General features: G+C 50.0%; 17 protein-coding genes and 2 pseudogenes. 9 read left to right on the top strand and 10 right to left on the bottom strand.

Annotated elements, in window-relative coordinates; translation table 11 throughout:
- Positions 1 to 333: 333 nt before the first annotated feature.
- The 4 genes from phnE (JCM19039_RS16165) to JCM19039_RS16150 form a co-directional block, all read right to left on the bottom strand.
- Entirely contained in the window at positions 334 to 1,131 is a 798-nt protein-coding gene (phnE, locus tag JCM19039_RS16165) for a phosphonate ABC transporter, permease protein PhnE (protein WP_052398883.1), read from the bottom strand.
- On the bottom strand, positions 1,131 to 1,934 hold the full coding sequence (phnE, locus tag JCM19039_RS16160) for a phosphonate ABC transporter, permease protein PhnE (protein ID WP_052398882.1): 804 nt from the start codon (positions 1,932 to 1,934) through the stop codon (positions 1,131 to 1,133). The genes phnE (JCM19039_RS16165) and phnE (JCM19039_RS16160) overlap by 1 nt, the downstream gene beginning before the upstream one ends.
- Positions 1,931 to 2,782: a phosphonate ABC transporter ATP-binding protein gene (gene phnC, locus JCM19039_RS16155; protein ID WP_081834577.1), complete on the bottom strand. Its 852-nt coding sequence runs from the start codon at positions 2,780 to 2,782 to the stop codon at positions 1,931 to 1,933. The genes phnE (JCM19039_RS16160) and phnC overlap by 4 nt, the downstream gene beginning before the upstream one ends.
- A gap of 356 nt (positions 2,783 to 3,138) precedes the next feature.
- Positions 3,139 to 4,029, bottom strand: a complete 891-nt coding sequence (locus JCM19039_RS16150; RefSeq protein ID WP_042429118.1) for a phosphate/phosphite/phosphonate ABC transporter substrate-binding protein — start codon at positions 4,027 to 4,029, stop codon at positions 3,139 to 3,141.
- 200 nt (positions 4,030 to 4,229) lie between these two features.
- On the opposite strand from JCM19039_RS16150, the gene JCM19039_RS16145 reads away from it, so the two are divergent.
- Positions 4,230 to 5,072, top strand: a complete 843-nt coding sequence (locus JCM19039_RS16145; RefSeq protein ID WP_042429117.1) for an HAD family hydrolase — start codon at positions 4,230 to 4,232, stop codon at positions 5,070 to 5,072.
- Here the strand turns inward: JCM19039_RS16145 and JCM19039_RS28105 are convergent.
- The 3 genes and pseudogenes from JCM19039_RS28105 to JCM19039_RS16135 all read right to left on the bottom strand — a co-directional run bounded on the left by JCM19039_RS28105 (position 5,069) and on the right by JCM19039_RS16135 (position 7,310).
- Positions 5,069 to 5,949, bottom strand: a pseudogene (locus tag JCM19039_RS28105) (LysR family transcriptional regulator). The gene JCM19039_RS16145 and the pseudogene JCM19039_RS28105 sit on opposite strands and share 4 nt — an antisense overlap.
- Before the next feature lie 18 nt (positions 5,950 to 5,967).
- On the bottom strand, positions 5,968 to 6,249 hold the full coding sequence (locus tag JCM19039_RS25875) for a helix-turn-helix domain-containing protein (protein WP_238545103.1): 282 nt from the start codon (positions 6,247 to 6,249) through the stop codon (positions 5,968 to 5,970).
- Positions 6,222 to 7,310: a sigma-54-dependent Fis family transcriptional regulator gene (locus tag JCM19039_RS16135; RefSeq protein WP_238545102.1), complete on the bottom strand. Its 1,089-nt coding sequence runs from the start codon at positions 7,308 to 7,310 to the stop codon at positions 6,222 to 6,224. The genes JCM19039_RS25875 and JCM19039_RS16135 overlap by 28 nt, the downstream gene beginning before the upstream one ends.
- A gap of 197 nt (positions 7,311 to 7,507) precedes the next feature.
- Between JCM19039_RS16135 and JCM19039_RS16130 the strand changes: the two genes are divergently transcribed.
- The 4 genes from JCM19039_RS16130 to JCM19039_RS16115 all read left to right on the top strand — a co-directional run bounded on the left by JCM19039_RS16130 (position 7,508) and on the right by JCM19039_RS16115 (position 11,147).
- Complete coding sequence (locus tag JCM19039_RS16130) at positions 7,508 to 8,845, top strand: acyclic terpene utilization AtuA family protein (RefSeq protein ID WP_042429114.1); 1,338 nt, start codon at positions 7,508 to 7,510, stop codon at positions 8,843 to 8,845.
- Positions 8,842 to 9,156 (top strand): hypothetical protein, encoded by a 315-nt coding sequence (locus tag JCM19039_RS16125; RefSeq protein ID WP_042429111.1) that lies wholly within the window; start codon positions 8,842 to 8,844, stop codon positions 9,154 to 9,156. The genes JCM19039_RS16130 and JCM19039_RS16125 overlap by 4 nt, the downstream gene beginning before the upstream one ends.
- Positions 9,157 to 9,183: 27 nt before the next feature.
- Positions 9,184 to 10,479 (top strand): CitMHS family transporter, encoded by a 1,296-nt coding sequence (locus tag JCM19039_RS16120; RefSeq protein WP_042429108.1) that lies wholly within the window; start codon positions 9,184 to 9,186, stop codon positions 10,477 to 10,479.
- 86 nt (positions 10,480 to 10,565) lie between these two features.
- A complete protein-coding gene (locus JCM19039_RS16115) occupies positions 10,566 to 11,147 on the top strand; it encodes a hypothetical protein (protein ID WP_042429105.1) in 582 nt (193 codons plus the stop codon).
- Here JCM19039_RS16115 and JCM19039_RS16110 read toward each other — a convergent pair.
- Positions 11,144 to 11,725 (bottom strand): hypothetical protein, encoded by a 582-nt coding sequence (locus JCM19039_RS16110; RefSeq protein WP_052398881.1) that lies wholly within the window; start codon positions 11,723 to 11,725, stop codon positions 11,144 to 11,146. The two genes, JCM19039_RS16115 and JCM19039_RS16110, sit on opposite strands and share 4 nt — an antisense overlap.
- A gap of 85 nt (positions 11,726 to 11,810) precedes the next feature.
- Between JCM19039_RS16110 and JCM19039_RS16105 the strand changes: the two genes are divergently transcribed.
- Positions 11,811 to 12,074 (top strand): hypothetical protein, encoded by a 264-nt coding sequence (locus JCM19039_RS16105; protein WP_042429102.1) that lies wholly within the window; start codon positions 11,811 to 11,813, stop codon positions 12,072 to 12,074.
- A 330-nt stretch (positions 12,075 to 12,404) separates the two neighbouring features.
- Here the strand turns inward: JCM19039_RS16105 and JCM19039_RS27465 are convergent, their stop codons facing one another.
- Together JCM19039_RS27465 and JCM19039_RS27460 are read right to left on the bottom strand one after the other, a co-directional pair.
- The gene (locus JCM19039_RS27465; RefSeq protein ID WP_307190280.1) at positions 12,405 to 12,737 is read right to left on the bottom strand and encodes a type 1 glutamine amidotransferase domain-containing protein; all 333 of its coding nucleotides are present in this window, start codon (positions 12,735 to 12,737) and stop codon (positions 12,405 to 12,407) included.
- Positions 12,734 to 13,060 (bottom strand): DJ-1/PfpI family protein, encoded by a 327-nt coding sequence (locus JCM19039_RS27460; RefSeq protein ID WP_307190279.1) that lies wholly within the window; start codon positions 13,058 to 13,060, stop codon positions 12,734 to 12,736. The genes JCM19039_RS27465 and JCM19039_RS27460 overlap by 4 nt, the downstream gene beginning before the upstream one ends.
- A 133-nt stretch (positions 13,061 to 13,193) precedes the next feature.
- Between JCM19039_RS27460 and JCM19039_RS16095 the strand changes: the two genes are divergently transcribed.
- The 3 genes and pseudogenes from JCM19039_RS16095 (at position 13,194) to JCM19039_RS16085 (ending at position 15,421) form a co-directional block, all read left to right on the top strand.
- Entirely contained in the window at positions 13,194 to 14,156 is a 963-nt protein-coding gene (locus JCM19039_RS16095; protein ID WP_042429100.1) for a D-glycerate dehydrogenase, read from the top strand.
- A 21-nt stretch (positions 14,157 to 14,177) separates the two neighbouring features.
- Positions 14,178 to 15,127 (top strand): annotated as a pseudogene (locus JCM19039_RS16090) (ribose-phosphate diphosphokinase).
- 18 nt (positions 15,128 to 15,145) lie between these two features.
- A complete protein-coding gene (locus JCM19039_RS16085; RefSeq protein ID WP_042429098.1) occupies positions 15,146 to 15,421 on the top strand; it encodes a hypothetical protein in 276 nt (91 codons plus the stop codon).
- Positions 15,422 to 15,796: the final 375 nt, after the last annotated feature.

The following is a 15,796-nucleotide window of genomic DNA, read 5'->3' as shown; positions in this document are numbered from 1 at the left end:
GCGCCCGAGTGTTGAAGTTTTATTCCGGCGAAGGGGTGTAGGTGTCGGCCAAACTGGCTGCACCAACGAAACCCGAGCCGTCCTAACCCCGATCAACACGTCGGCACCCCCGGTGCCGACAGCAAGTAAGCTTTTCGCGTCTTTACATCGCGCACCCCACCTAAAGCCTAGCTATCGGGTATAGCTCCGGACTCCAGACTCCCTACTCCTTACGCTAAAACACAAAAAACCCTCGCCTCGCACGCAGATTTGCGGGCGGGGCGAGGGTTTAACAAAGCGTATGAGGATTGCAATGGCTACCTCGGGACTCCTCACACGTCTAGCATAACCACATCACACGATGCGCTTTCGGATGTTGCGGCTCAAAATGTCGACGACGGTGACGACGACGATGATGATGATGAGCATCATTCCGACTTGCTCCCATTCGCGGGAACGGGAAGCGATGATGAGCGGGGCGCCGAGACCGCCGGCACCGACCATACCGAGTACGGTGGCGGAACGGAGGTCGATTTCGTAACGATAGAGCGCGTAGCTCATGAATTCAGGCAAGACTTGCGGCAACACGCCGTACCACATGATTTGTAGTTTGCCGGCGCCGCTGGCGCGTAGTGCTTCAATCGGGTTTTGATCGATCGACTCGATGACTTCTGAATAGAGTTTACCGAGCATACCGACGGAGTTGATCGTGATGGCGAGAACCCCCGCGAGCGGGCCGATTCCGACTGCGGATACGAAGATGATGGCGAACAAAAGCTCAGGGAATGAGCGGATGCCGTTTAGGATGCCTTTTCCGCCGATCGAGCCTTTCTTTGCGATGTTGCGTGCGGCAAAGAAGGCGAACGGGATCGCGAGGATCGAACCTGCGAGTACCCCGGCATAGGCGATGGCAACGGTCTCCATCATCATCATAAACAGTTCTGGTATACGTGAGATAGCCACGTCGTGCGTGAACGGGCCGAGCACGAGGCGTTGCAGCATGTTCACGGCTTGGTCGAAGCGGAACGTGGATGTGAGGTCCATGCTCGTGAATGCGACCGAGTAGGCTAGGACGATAAAGGCAACGATGCTTCCGAGTTTCACCCAATACATTGGCGGCTTTTTTGGTTTGGTGATTTGGAGTTCTCTCATTAGACGATCCTCTCTCTTAAGCGAATGCTCACAACATCGATCAAGGTAACGACGACGAAGGTCATGAGGATGATCATGGAGACATTCCCGTAATTAAAGAAGTTGAGTTGCTGATTGAGGATGAGGCCGACCCCGCCGGCGCCGACGAAACCGAGGACGACGGATGCACGGACGTTAATCTCGAGCACGTACAGACTATACGAAATGTAGTGCGGGAGAATTTGAGGCATGACCCCATACCAGATGACTTGGAGCGTGTTGCCGCCAGTGGAACGTATGGCTTCAAGTGGATCTGGATCAATCGATTCAATCGTTTCACTAATTAACTTCGCTAAAATTCCGACCGAGAAGAAGAATAGGGCATAAATTCCGGCCATGGCCCCAATTCCGACAAGCCCGACAAAGATTACGGCGAGCACGAGGTCAGGGATCGTACGCAATACGTTCATTGCAAAGCGAACGATGTTATACAGAATGGAGCTTGTGTTAATATTTGACGCGGATAAAAAAGCGATCGGCAAACAGAAAAATACAGATAGTGTAGTTGCGAGTAGTGCAATGTTCCACGTTTCTAACAAACTGCCGGCGACTGTATCATAGTAACTCCAGTTTGGAGGAATGAGGTTGCCGAAAACAAAGTTGAAGATTTGTGGCAATCCATTGATGACTCGGTCAGGTGCAGCGTTTGTCACGTAAGCTGCGATTATGTATAAAAGTGCGACGACGGCGAGTACCGATAAAATATTGATCTTCGACCGCCGGGGAATGAGTGGGAAGTTGCCCGGCTTGGAAGCTGGATTCACTTCGAATCAGCCTCCTCACTACTTGCAGTTTCTCCTTTGGTGTCCAAATCTTCGCCGTGCGTATCGTTTGCTTCAGCTCCGGCATCTTCACTAAGCATATCGTCTTCTTTGATTGGACGACCATAAATGTCTTCAAACGTCTTCTCAGTCACCTCGGATGCAGGACCATCAAATACGACTTCGCCACTGCGCATGCCGATAATGCGATCCGCATATTCCATTGCCATGTCGATAAAGTGCAAGTTGACGATCATCGTAATGTTATCTTCGCGGTTAATGCGGCGTAAATCTTTCATTACGATGTGTGACGTCGGTGGATCCAAGCTTGCGACCGGCTCATCTGCGAGGAAGACTTTCGTCTTCTGGGTGAGGGCACGGGCAATGCTGACACGCTGTTGCTGTCCTCCGGAAAGCTGATCGGCACGTGAATACGCTTTCTCAGCAATGCCAACACGATCAAGACTGGCAAGCGCGAGTTGTTTGTCTTCCTTCTTAAACAGTCCTAGAATGCTGCGCAACGTGTTTGTACGGCCGAGTGCACCACTTAAGACGTTGCGAAGGACGCTCATTCTGCGGACAAGATTGTAACTTTGGAAGATCATTCCGATGTCGGTGCGCATTTCACGCAGCTCGCGTTCGTTAAACTTGAGGGAGTTTTTCCCGTCGATTAACAGCTCTCCTTCAGTCGGTTTAACGAGTTGGTTCATGCTGCGAATCAGGGTTGATTTACCGGCGCCGGACAGACCAACAACGACGATCATTTCGCCTTGGTTAATTTCCAAATTCACATTCTTAAGTCCTTGATGGCCATTTGGATAGGTGAGAGAAACGTTTTTGAATTCAATCATAAAGCGTTCTTCCTACTTTCTGTTAAAAATTTCTAAAAAAAAGGGGAGAGAACCTCCCCACAGGCTGTTAAAAACCCTAGATGTTGTTTTTATAGAAGTGTAGGGGTGTACTGGCTACGCTTGCCACGGGCGTTGCCTCAGCTATCGCGCTTCGCACGATGATCTTCGGCTAACGCTAATCCCGTAGGCGTCTCCACCATTACACCCCTTCTTATTTTGCACAATATGAATACTATATTTTGTTTTTTAGCTCAAAAGTAATGGGCAAAATATTGTTTGAGTAGCACTGCGAAATAAGTGCTTTTTATAAAAAGTATAGCTTCTAGCCAATCTGGGGGAGAGAACCTCCCCTCTAACTAGTCTAGTGTAATTTCTTCTTGGAAGCGCTCATACGTGTCACGTACGACTTCATAGTCGCTTGATTCTGCTTCTGCAATACCTGTCCAGTTGTAAATGCTATCAAGAACTTCTAACATTTCTTCGTCATCGTTGAAGCTAAGAAATGCAGCAATGATCTCGTCTTTCAAGTCATCGTCCAAGTCAGCACGAGCAGAGATTGTGTCGTTTGGAATCGGTTGAGTGTACTCAATAATCTTAATGTCTTCCATAATGTCTGGATAGTCTTCTTCTAAGTTCTCGCGCGCATCATCAAATGACGTCGAGAAATCTGCTTCTCCGTCAAGAACAGCCATTAAAGCTGTATCATGACCGCCAAGTTGCAAGTGCTGGAAGTGGTTGTTCAAGTCGTCAATGCCCGCATCCATCAAGTCATTTGCCGGGAACAAATAACCTGCTGCTGAAGACGTATCCCCATACGCCCACGTTAGGCCTTCTGTGTTCACCAAGTCTTCCATGCTGTTCAAATCGTCACGATCGGCACTTACATTAAACTGTGCAAGGTACTCGTAATCCCCGAAACGCTCGGACTTGAGCATCACTTCAACATCGTGTGCTTCTTCTGCTTGAACAAAGCCAAGCGGTGGTAAGAATCCGATGTCAACCGTGCCATTCCCCATCGCTTCAACGAGACCGACATAACTCGTTACAACTTCAGCCTCGACATCCATGCCAAGCTCCTCAGCTAACCTGTCTGCTACCGGTTGAACGGTATCCGCCAACTCACTAGCATCTTGCGATGGAACAAACCCCATAGATAGCGTGTCAGGCACTTCATCTGCCCCTGTTCCGCACGCTGCTAAAATCGTCGTCATGAGAACTGCTGAACCAGCAATCGTATACTTTCTCATTGGTACGATTTCCCCCTCCCGAAAGATATGTATTTTGTGCCGCATAGCACGACATGAATCCACACAATTCTACCACAACTTTCTTCACTTTTTATACACAATTTACAAAAACATGCGCAAAATTAACAATCATTATAGGAGAAATTGACGAGAATCGCAAAATCGATTACGTTAAAACAAAAGACCAAGGAGGCGCAACCATGCACGACAACGCATTCAAACATATTGATCTCGTCATCTTCGACTTGGACGGCACCCTCTATGAAGACACCGACCACTTCGACCATTACGCCAAACGCCTGTCAGAAGAACTGCCCGAACAAAACCGAGCCAACTTTTTTCAAGACTATGACGATATGAAAAAAGGAAACCATGCGGTTTCCATCGGCAAAGCGTACGACGTTGTGCGAGACTGGGTCGTTGAAACCGATCCCTTTACAGGCCAAGTCAGCCGCGTGACCGACTGGGAAGGCGGCCTTGTGCCAACCGCACAATGGAAAGCTGTGTACCCGGGTGCGGTAAGCTTCGACTTTGATACACTCATTGCCATTGGTGATGGATGGTGGCTTCCGAATGCAGCGGCACGACACTACGGAGTGAGCGACCCTCAACCAGCCTACCATGAGACGAAAGAATATATGGCGACCGATCAGTTTGAATTGACAGTGATAGAAGGGCTACGTACAGGACTTCAAGCACTCGGTCAAAAGAAGCAGGTCGTGTTGCTCACAAACAGTACGCCAGATGACGTGGAGCGTCTGCTCAGTATGCTCGACTTGACCGACGTGTTCACCGATGTCGTCACTTCTGCTGGCAAACCCCAACATACGAAAGCGCAGTTTAAGACAATTATGGAGCGCTACGATGCGTCAGCTGAACGAACGCTTTCCATTGGAGACAACTACTTAAACGAAATTATCCCCGCTGGAGCGATCGGGATGAAAGCCATCTATATTGATTTGGAAGAAGGCGCGGTGCAATACGGCGATCGCAAAATTCGCAGCATTTCTGAACTCATTCAAGAGATGCACGACACCCATTAAAAGTGACGGTTCGCTTCCTCTAAAAACGCCCGGGCGGCGAATGGCAAGTACGTATCTTTTCGCCAAATCATTACGAGTTCTAGATGAAGCGGATCTGCGCGTAGCGGTACGTACGTTAAAGCGCTTGGGTTCATCGATTTGGCGATATGCAAAGGCAGCAAGGCGATGCCTAGCTTCGCCTCGACCATTTGCATCATGAAATCTTTCTGTGAACTTTCGCAAACGGCATTCGGGTAAAACCCACTCCGCAAACATTCCTCGACGATCGCTTTGTGCAAGGAAAAGTCATTCCGATATAGAATGATCGGCTCGCTCTCCAAGTCATTCATAGCAATCTCGTCAACGGAGGCGAATCGGTGATCATGGTGCATGACAGCGACAAGCGGATCGTGGAGAATGGGGCGACATTCAAAGTCTTCATTTTGGAGCGGCACGTTACATATAAAGCCGACGTCTAAAGAGCCTTCGTTAATCCCTTTCTTAATCGCTAGACTGCCAACTTCTGTGAGGCGCAAGTCGACGAGTGGGTGATGTTCAATGAAATGGCTAATGAGCGGAGAAACAAATGCAGCCCAATGATGGGAGGGATTCCAACGGATATCTCTCCCTTTTTTAGTTCAACTACATCGCTTAACGTCCCTTTCAAGTTATGAAACGCATCCAGCACATTTTGCGCATTTTTGAGCACCGCTTCCCCCGCATCAGTCAGGCGCAGTTCTTTCGAAGAACGATAGAATAACGGCACCCCTAATTCCCGTTCCAACTGTTTGATCGTTTTGCTTAATGAAGGTTGGGAAACGTGCAACGTGCTTGCTGCTTTCGTGAAACTTGCATGCTTTGCGACTTCGGTAAAGTAGGTTAAATGTCGAATGTCCATAGAAGCCCCCGGTTTAGATTACGGATTCATCCCGTGTTTTTTCAGCTTGTTATAAAGCGTTGCTAACGAAATGTTCAACTGTTGCGCAGCGGCTCGTTTGCCTTCAATCGTGTTTTCATAGTTTTTCAAAGCGACGGACAACACCTCGTATTCCGCTCGGTTTAGCTCAGAACGAAGGGACCCTACTTTCAAACGGGAATGTTCGCGGTGATTGCCGAGCGGTGCGGGCAAATGAACCGTATGCAAACCCGTGTCCCGTCGGTCCATCATGCTTAAACTAAACTGCAATACATTGTGCAACTCGCGGACGTTCCCCGGCCAATCGTAAGCGGCGAGCTGGTCAAAAGCCCGGGGTTCAATGTGAATGGGGTGGTGGGTTGCATGTTTTGCAAAAAGCCGCGAACGAGCGGCTCCAAGTCTTGCTTGCGCTCGCGAAGCGGCGGAATATGCAGGTTTAATACACCTAAGCGGTAATATAGGTCTTCGCGAAATCCCCCACGAGCAACGAGTTCCCCGATATTGCGGTTCGTCGCAGCAATAATGCGCGTATTCACGTGCTGTTCCTTCAACGCGCCAACCTTACGAATCGTCCCTTCTTGTAGCACACGGAGCAACTTGCTTTGCAGAGTTACCGGCAATTCACCAATTTCATCAAGGAATAACGTTCCGTCTGTGGCGAGTTCAAACAGTCCGATCTTGCCCGCATGTTTCGCACTCGTAAACGCCCCGCTCGTATAGCCGAACAATTCACTCTCCATCAAATCAGCCGGAATGGTGGCGCAGTTAATCGGAACAAATGGCTTATCGGCGCGGTCACTTGCACGATGGATCGCTTGGGCAAACAATTCTTTGCCTGTCCCACTTTCGCCGGTGAGAAGCACGGGAAAAGGGACCGCTGCCGCTTTTCTCGCGGTCTGAACGAAGTCTTTCAAGCCAAGGTCATGACCGACAATCGATTCAAACGTATACGTGGCTTGGTAACTGGCCTGTACTTTCTTCTCGAGCTGATCAATCGTATCTTGCTTTTTCTTTAGGTCATTCATAAGGTTGAACACTTCTTCTTTCCCTTTACATACCGATACTGCGCCGACGACGACACCGTTTTCATAAATGGGAGCCATATCGACGACGTATTCTCGGCCGTTCACGTTACGGTGGACGCCAACGCGAACGTTCTCATCATGTAATGTACGGATAAGTTGAGCTTCAGGGCGGACATCGAGGAGCGGTTTGCCGATAATGTCTCTTTCCTCCACACCCGTGATTTTCGTGTATTCTTCATTGATTCTTTCGACGATGCCTTCGCGATTGATGATGAGAATCCCATCTTGTATGGCATGTACGATGCTATGTAGATTCATGACGGTCCAACTTTCATCGTTTTGTCTATCTTATCAAGATTGTAGTGAATGTTCTATTTATTTCTAAATTATTAGAAATTATATGGATGTTTTCAGAAATAAGATGAACCGTTTGCATACGACTGGGCTTTCGCTGTTGGCACAACTTTTGCTTAATAGATGAGTGGACAGAAAATGAGTAGAAAGTTGGGTAATGAATGAGGTCAATTAGAATTGGGACCGGTGCGGGTTATTCAGGAGACCGGATTGATGCGGCGGTCGACCTTGTGGAGCGAGGAAACTTGGATTATCTCGTTTTGGAAGGTTTGGCCGAGCGCACGACGGCGTTAGCACACCTTGAAAAGCGGGAGGATCCCGAAAAAGGATATGGCCAGTTTTTTGAAGCGAGAATGTACGCGTTGCTCGCCTTATGCAAGCGAAAGAACGTACGCATCGTCACGAACTTAGGCGCTGCGAACCCTCAGGCCGCTGCTCGGGTCGTCGTCCGTGTTGCCCGTGATCTAGACATGAACGGGTTGCGGGTAGCGACAGTGCTTGGCGCCGATGTCGCGTCGAGCATTGCCAAAGAAGACCCTCACATTTGGGAAACCGGGGAGCCGGTCAGCCACAGTGACTGGATTTCTGCCGATGCTTATTTAGGTGTCGAAGAGATGCTTCCTGCCCTAGCAGCTGGCGTGGACGTGATCATTACCGGCCGTGTGGCGGACCCGTCGTTATTTTTGGCACCGATGGTATCTGAATGGGGTTGGTCATTGACCGACTGGGATCGGCTCGGAAAAGGCACGGTGTTGGCTCATTTGCTCGAATGCGGGGCACAAGTGACCGGCGGTTACTTTGCAGACGGGCAAAAAAAGCGAGTGGATGACTTGTTGCATGTCGGCATGCCCATCGTCGAAGTGTTCGAAAACGGCGAAGGCATCATTTCGAAAACGCCAGGCAGCGGGGGTTTGGTATCTGTGCAAACGTGCAAAGAGCAGTTGTTATATGAAGTGATGGACCCATCAACGTACATTACTCCAGACGTTGTTGCCGATTTTTCAAACGTGCAATTTCAAGAAGTAGCGGAGAATTGCGTGCACGTAACAGGGGGGAGTGGCAACGCCCGGACGGACAGTTTCAAAGTGACACTTGGCGTCAATCAAGGGTTCATAGGTGAAGGGTTTATCGCTTATGCCGGGCACGGTGCAATCGAGCGGGCGCAGATGGCGCAAGCAATCGTTGAACAGCGGTTAAAGGACGCGGGCATCCATGCTCAAGATATGAAAAGCGACTTGGTTGGCATGAACGCGCTGCACGGTGACGCGGCTGGACGACCTGAGCCATATGAAGTAATGTTTCGCATTGCTGCCCGTGCAGCTAATCAAACCATGGCAGACCGAGTTGGAGAGGAAGTTGAATCCCTTTGGCTAAATGGACCCGGAGGTCCAGGTGGGGTTCGCAAGTATACGAGACCGGTAATCGCCGCGTATTCAACGACGATACGCCGCTCGGCTGTAAAGAGTAACGTAAAACTAGTAGAGGTGGACGAACGATGAAAACGATCCGGTTACATGAAGTAGCGCACGCACGCGCTGGAGATAAAGGGGAAGATACGACAATTAGCGTGTTTTTGTATGACGATACGTTCTATGACCAGATTGTCGAGCAAATCGGTGCAGAACAAGTGCGTGCACATTTTACAGGCATCGCCTCGGGCGTTGTGGAATGTTTTTTGCTGCCGCAGCTCGCTGCTGTGCATTATGTCATTCGCGGGACGCGAAAAGGTGGCGTAGCCGCAGCACTTGAGCTCGATGCTCACGGGAAGTCGCTCGGATGGCACTTGTTACAAATGCACGTGAAATTGTAAGCGCTTCACCAATGAGGAGGGGTTAAAATGATCGCACTATTAGGGTTTCTAACGATTGCTGTATTTTTATATTCCATCTTATCAAAGCGCTTATCTGTTATCGTTGCGCTCGTAATCGTACCCATCATTTTTGGACTCATCGGGGGATTTGGTCTCGAGCTCGGAGAATACATGCTCGAAGGCGTACAGCTCGTAGCGCCAACTGGCGTGATGCTCGGCTTTGCCATCCTTTATTTTGGGGTGATGAACAATGCGGGCATGTTTGATCCGATCCTTTCACGCATCCTTAAGCTCGTCAAAGGCGACCCGCTAAAGGTCGTCATCGGGACGTTATTGTTTGCGATGATTACCCAGTTGGACGGCTCAGGAGCTTCAACGTTCTTAATCGTCATCCCGGCGCTCTTGCCGCTTTACGAGCGACTCGGAATGAGTCGGATCGTTCTTGCTGGTGTCGTCGGGCTTGGCGCAGGACTTATGAACATCATGCCGTGGGGAGGCCCGACTGCCCGGGCAGGCACCGCCATCGGAATTGATCCTGGGGAAATCTTCATTCCGCTATTACCGACGATGGGTGTTGGTTTTCTGTGGCTGTTACTCGTCGCCTATTGGATCGGGAAGAAAGAGCGAAATCGCGTTGGCATTCAAGACATCGAATTTTCCCTTGAGCTTGAAATGACCGATGAGCAAAAGCAGATGAAGCGTCCGAAAATGCTCATTCCGAACGTATTGCTCACCGTTCTGGCGCTAGCAGCACTCGTACTTCAATGGCTACCACTTCCAATTGTGTTTATCGTCGCGTTTGTCATTGCCCTTGTGATCAACTACCCAAATCCGAAAGATCAGATGGATCAGATTCAATTGCAAGCAACAGGCATGATTTCCGTTTTGTCAATCATTTTTGCCGCTGGGGTGTTCACGGGCATTCTAACAGGGACAGGGATGATCGAAGAGATGGCAATGGCGCTTGTCAACATCGTACCAGAAGACATTGGTGGTTCCATGCCAGCACTCGTCGCACTCATGAGCATGCCGCTCAGCCTCGTGTTTAATCCGGATGCTTATTATTTCGGCGTCATGCCCATCTTAGCGACATCGGCAGAAATGTACGGTGTACCGGCCATCGAAATCGCCCAAGCGTCCGTACTCGGGCAAATGACCGTTGGGTTTCCACTCAGCCCACTCACAGCCAGCACATTTCTATTAATTGGTTTGGCCCGTGTCGACTTAGGTGACCATCAGAAATTCATGTTCAAATGGGCGTTTTCAACGACGCTCGTCATGGCAATTTTTGCCTTGTTAACCGGTGTAATTTCAGCTTGGTAAACCGTTCTACAAAAGCCGTCATTTTTCATCAAAGGAATTCCGCGTTTCTAACCGAAGTAAGGGAGTGACAGAAAGGGGGCGTGTGCATGAGTTCTCACGTGATGCATGCCAACATCATCGGTCACTTTAAAGAAATCCCGGATGGACACTTGCATACAGCCATCTACAAAAGCCTTGACCGCCGGTTACAAAGAACCGTCAGTATAAGTAAGATGGACGACTATATCTTTGAAAAAATGAAGTTTTATCACCCATTTTGGATTTCGACCATGCAGGTGACGTACGATCGCGGGTTATTGCTTCCATTTAAAATTGAAACGGTGTACGCATTCGTTGATGCCGTGTCAGGCTATCGCGACCGTCTGACTAAAGCGTGGCCCGTTACAGAAGATACATTCGGCACGGTGCCTGTCGTTGACCGAGTGATCGAAACGAAAGAGGCTGCTCGGCCGTATTTCATCGATCTGCAAAACCGTTGGAGTCGCAGCTATGTCGGGGAGCGACCGAAGTATGAGCACCTCTCATTAGAGCTCGCTTACATGCCGATGTGGATGATCTCCCTCCGCTTTCAGACCGAGCACGTCTCGGTTATCATCAATGGCATGACAGGTGTTGGGGAAGAAGAGCTCGCCGCCCGGTGGGCAGGGGAAGAATGGCACCGCCTTTAGCGTGCCGCTTCAACGTCCCCGCGCTCCGCTTCATCGCGTTTGCGGTTTTCCATCGTTTTCTTTTGCTCTTCAGTCGACCGTTGTTCATCACGGTCTCGGTTATCAGACGTGTACCAACGATCGTGGCGGAAGAGGTCCCAAATCGCACGGCCATTCGTCGGTTGGCCATCTGGCATATACACTGGCAACGCGTCAAACAACACAAAATAAAATGTATAGAACAAAAATGTATTCCAAAGCGTTTCCCCTGGGAGTAGCCCAAACCCGAGCATGATGTTCACCATCACCGCAGCGAGAATATTGCTCAGCATCGGAGACGCATAAATGAGGGCGTGCCAGAACTTATGGTCTGGGCGAATATCATCATAATGGCACCAGCTAAACATGAAGAAATAACGCCTCACTTCAATTGAAGGAAGACTAAACAACTTCGGCCCACAGCCGATAATAATCTTTTTATTCTTCGCGCCGAGCAGCGTCGCCACCAAATAATAGCCACTCTCGCGAATGAGCGAAACGAAAGGTAAAATCACAAAAGCAGAAATCAATAATCGTAACAAATCTAGGAAATCAAACATCGTTTGCGCACCGCCGTATTCTCTATAGAAGTCAAACGCTACTAGTATCCCCGTTATCGCACAAGTTGAAACGCGAATTCACGCTGTGGCGGTTGTTCTGTACCGTCCAGCGCTCCTGGCCGGAACGAAAACGGGTGGAGCGAGCAATGTTGTGCGTCCAGCGCTCCTATCCGGAACGAAAACGGGTGGAGCGAGCAAATTGTACCGTCCAGCGCTCCTATCCGGAACGAAAACGGGTGGAGCGAGCAAATTGTACCGGACAGCGCTCCTATCCGGAACAAAAGCGGGGGAAGCAGGCGGCTTGTTCCGGATAGTGCGTAGATTTGAGTGCGCAAAACGAGAGGCTTGAAGTGCCTTCTTGCTGTCGGCACCGATGGTGCCGAAGAAAAAGCGAGCTAGTTGTGGAACTAGAGGGTTGGCTTCGGCGCCGAAGGCGCCGACAGGTCGCTAGTCTCTCTGGTTTTCCTAGTGTCTGTTGGGTCTATACGGAACTGCCGAGCTTAGCCGGACAAAACTCTGGGGGATGCGTGGGATTTGGACCGCCCAGCCCTCTTAACCTGACAAAACCGGGCGAGGTGGAGGTTGTACCGGAAACCGCCGCTCTCGCGGTACCGGCGGTTTCCTTAATCAAAACAAAAAGCTGGGACCGGAAAGATTTCCGGTCCCAGCTTGATTCGATTTAGAGTGCTTTCATGAATTCTTCAGCAACGCGAATGGAGGACTGTGGGTTTTGCCCGGTGACGAGTTTACCGTCCGTTTGCACGTGCTCAGCCCAATCGTCGGCGACTACGAACGAGGCACCGCGCTCTTTCAGCTTCGTCTCGAGCATGAATGGAACTTGATCTTCTAGCTCAACGCCGCGCTCTTCGGAGTCTGTGAAGCTCGTAACGGTTTTCCCTTGTACGAGGGGTGTTCCGTCTTTTAGCTCCGCATTCACGAGCCCCGCAGGTCCATGACAGACGGCGCCGATGACTTTATCTGCTTCCGCAAATTCTTGCAGCAACCGCTTCAAGTTCTCATCATCTGGGAATCGAACATTGTTCCATGTCCGCCAGGCAAAAAGATTCCAGAATAGTTGTTGCTATTAACGTCGGCGAGCGGGACGGTTTTCGTTAGCTGGTCCGCAATCTCTTTCCAACCTGAAGGAATGCCTTCTTCACCAAGACTATTCTTGTCGATTGGAGAGTCTGTCCCATTCGGGCTCGCCACTGTAATTTCATATCCGTTTGCTTTTAACGCTTCATAAGGCTCCGCAAATTCGGACAGCCAAATGCCTGCGTGATGTCCGTTATCCATTGTGTGTCCATTTGTTACAACCATGAGTATTTGTGTCAATTGTATCCCTCCGAATATATCAGTAAAAGGCGTTTGCTTGTTAGTCGGCTTATTCCACGTGAACAGGCAGGTTAAACATAAATTGACAGCCAAGTTTTTCCTAGTGAAAATAGAAGGAGAGGAGGTGCGGTTTGTGAAGAAGAAAATCTACGTAACGCGCCAGCTTCCAGATGAAGTGATGGAGCGACTGCACGAACAATTTGAAGTGAAAGTGTGGAACGACCCGGACGAACCCGTACCTCGCAACGTGCTGCTTGAAGAAGTTGCCGATGTGGACGGACTGTTTTGCATGCTTAGTGAGACGATTGATGAGGAAGTCTTCCAGCATGCACCGCAATTGAAGATCGTCGCAAATTTGGCGGTCGGCTACAATAACATTGATATTGGCGCAGCGAAAAACCGCAACATTACTGTCACGAACACGCCAGGTGTGTTAACGGAAACGACGGCTGATTTGACGTTTGCCTTGCTCATGGCTACTGCCCGTCGGCTTGTGGAAACGTCAGAAATCGTGCGGAACGGCGAGTGGGGGGCGTGGGCACCGATGCACTTCACTGGTCAAGACATTCATGGCAAAACGCTTGGTATTGTTGGTCTTGGGCGCATTGGCGAGGCGGTCGCAAAGCGGGCGACCGGCTTTGATATGAACATTCTTTACCACAATCGTTCCAGAAATGAACAAGCCGAGGCCCGAATCGGCGCGAAATATAGCGAGATGGACGATCTGCTCCAACGATCGGACTACATTGTTCTTCTTTTGCCATATAGTACTAGTAATCATCACTTGATTGGAAAACGAGAAATTGATTTAATGAAAGAAGATGCAATTGTTATTAATACTTCTCGCGGCGGACTAGTCGATGAAGATGCGTTGTATGAAGCGCTCGAGCAACGAAAGATTTGGGGAGCAGGTCTCGATGTGTTCGAACAAGAACCATTGCCTAAAGACGATCGATTGCTCACGTCTAAGTACGTGACCGTATCCCCGCATATCGGCAGCGCCAGCATCGCAACACGTCTTCAAATGTGCCATCTCGTTTGCGACAATCTAATTCACGTGTTGAGTGGAGACGAGCCACTCACACCCGTGACATAACAGGAAGGTAGAAAAGTAGAAATGGATTACCATTTAAATGACAAGTTCAAGATTTTCAGCTTAAACTCGAATCAAGCACTTACTGAAGAGATCGTCAAACATTTAGGTTGTGAACTTGGCCGCAGCTCGGTCAAACGATTCAGCGACGGTGAAATCCAAATCTCCATTGAAGAGAGCGTACGCGGTTGTGAAGTATACGTCGTACAGTCCACCTCGTATCCAGGCAACGAGAACATCATGGAACTGCTTATCATGGTTGACGCCTTAAAACGTGCGTCAGCAAAACGCATCAACGTCGTGATGCCGTATTACGGCTATGCCCGACAAGACCGCAAAGCCCGTTCACGTGAGCCAATCACAGCCAAACTGATAGCAAACTTGTTAGAGACTGCAGGTGTCACACGTGTCATTACGATGGACTTGCACGCCCCGCAGATTCAAGGATTTTTCGACATGCCCGTCGATCAATTGCAAGGCGTTCCGATTCTCTCCGATTATTTTGCCAACAAGGGGCTACAAGATATCGTCGTCGTCGCTCCGGACAACGGAGGCGTCGTGCGGGCGCGCAAGATGGCAGAAGCCTCGATGCGCCAATTGCCTTCATTGACAAACGCCGTCCAAAGCCAAACGTAGCAGAAGTGATGAACATCGTCGGTGAGTTCAAAGGCCGAACCGCTATCATCATTGACGACCTAATCGATACAGCAGGGACGATCACACTCGCCGCCAATGCGCTCATCGAAAACGGCGCGACGAGCGTGTATGCATGCTGTACACACCCCGTCCTTTCCGGTCCGGCAATCAGCCGTATCGAAGGATCGCCAATCAAAGAACTTGTCATTACAAATACAATCGAACTAGACGAAGACAAACAGAGCGACAAAATCACCAGCCTGTCCATTGCCCCACTCGTCGCTGATGCCATCAACCGAGTGCACAATGAAGTGTCTGTCAGTACGCTGTTCGATTGATCGGGGAACCCGCTGTGCATGTGCACAGCGGGTTTTTGGCGTGCGGGGTACGGCAGGGGTTGGGCTCGGTTTGTCGGAAATGTGCACTCCGGTGTCGAATATGTGCACATTGGTGTCGGTTATGTGCACTCGGGTGTCGAATATGTGCACATTGGTGTCGGTTATTTGCACTCCGGTGTCCAACATGTGCACTCGGGTGTCGGTTATGTGCACTTCTGTGTCGAAAACGTGCACATGCATCTATACGGAGAGATCGTGCGCACCCCGAGCGAAGACCGTGTGCCCCATGTCTAAAACGAAGCGGTTGTTTTTGACCGCGCTTCGCTCCCTGCCAGACCAAAAACCAGGTGGTTTGTGCAGGCTACTTATGGCAAGGAGCCACTCCGGATAGAGCATGGCTCGGGATTCGCAAGATGATAAGCTGGAAGTGCTCTCTTGCTGTCGGCACCGGTGGTGCCGAAGAGAAAGCGAGCGAGTTGAGATGCCTGCGGTTGGCTTCGGCGCCTCAGGCGCCGACATGTTGCTATTCTCTCAGGTTTTCCTAGCGTCTGTTGTGTCTATCGGAAGTGCTTAGGGTTAGCCGACCAAAATCAGGGCGATGCGAGCAATTGTGACCGGAGAGCGCACCTAGCTGGATATAATCAAGACGATGCGAGCGACTAAGTCCGT

It is taken from the genome of Geomicrobium sp. JCM 19039, assembly GCF_000698145.1.
Classification (GTDB): Bacteria; Bacillota; Bacilli; order Bacillales; family Marinococcaceae; genus Geomicrobium_A.
The sequence above is the reverse complement of the archived record's forward strand: the minus strand, read 5'-3'. Positions and strand labels throughout refer to the sequence as shown.

Excerpts from the sequence above, each read along its gene's own strand:
- phnE (WP_052398883.1), bottom strand. The coding sequence starts at position 1,131 with ATGAGAGAACTCCAAATCACCAAACCAAAAAAGCCGCCAATGTATTGG.
- phnC (WP_081834577.1), bottom strand. The coding sequence starts at position 2,782 with ATGATTGAATTCAAAAACGTTTCTCTCACCTATCCAAATGGCCATCAA.
- JCM19039_RS16150 (WP_042429118.1), bottom strand. The coding sequence starts at position 4,029 with ATGAGAAAGTATACGATTGCTGGTTCAGCAGTTCTCATGACGACGATT.
- JCM19039_RS16145 (WP_042429117.1), top strand. The coding sequence starts at position 4,230 with ATGCACGACAACGCATTCAAACATATTGATCTCGTCATCTTCGACTTG.
- JCM19039_RS16135 (WP_238545102.1), bottom strand. The coding sequence starts at position 7,310 with ATGAATCTACATAGCATCGTACATGCCATACAAGATGGGATTCTCATC.
- JCM19039_RS16130 (WP_042429114.1), top strand. The coding sequence starts at position 7,508 with ATGAGGTCAATTAGAATTGGGACCGGTGCGGGTTATTCAGGAGACCGG.
- JCM19039_RS16125 (WP_042429111.1), top strand. The coding sequence starts at position 8,842 with ATGAAAACGATCCGGTTACATGAAGTAGCGCACGCACGCGCTGGAGAT.
- JCM19039_RS16120 (WP_042429108.1), top strand. The coding sequence starts at position 9,184 with ATGATCGCACTATTAGGGTTTCTAACGATTGCTGTATTTTTATATTCC.
- JCM19039_RS16115 (WP_042429105.1), top strand. The coding sequence starts at position 10,566 with ATGAGTTCTCACGTGATGCATGCCAACATCATCGGTCACTTTAAAGAA.
- JCM19039_RS16110 (WP_052398881.1), bottom strand. The coding sequence starts at position 11,725 with ATGTTTGATTTCCTAGATTTGTTACGATTATTGATTTCTGCTTTTGTG.
- JCM19039_RS16085 (WP_042429098.1), top strand. The coding sequence starts at position 15,146 with ATGTGCACAGCGGGTTTTTGGCGTGCGGGGTACGGCAGGGGTTGGGCT.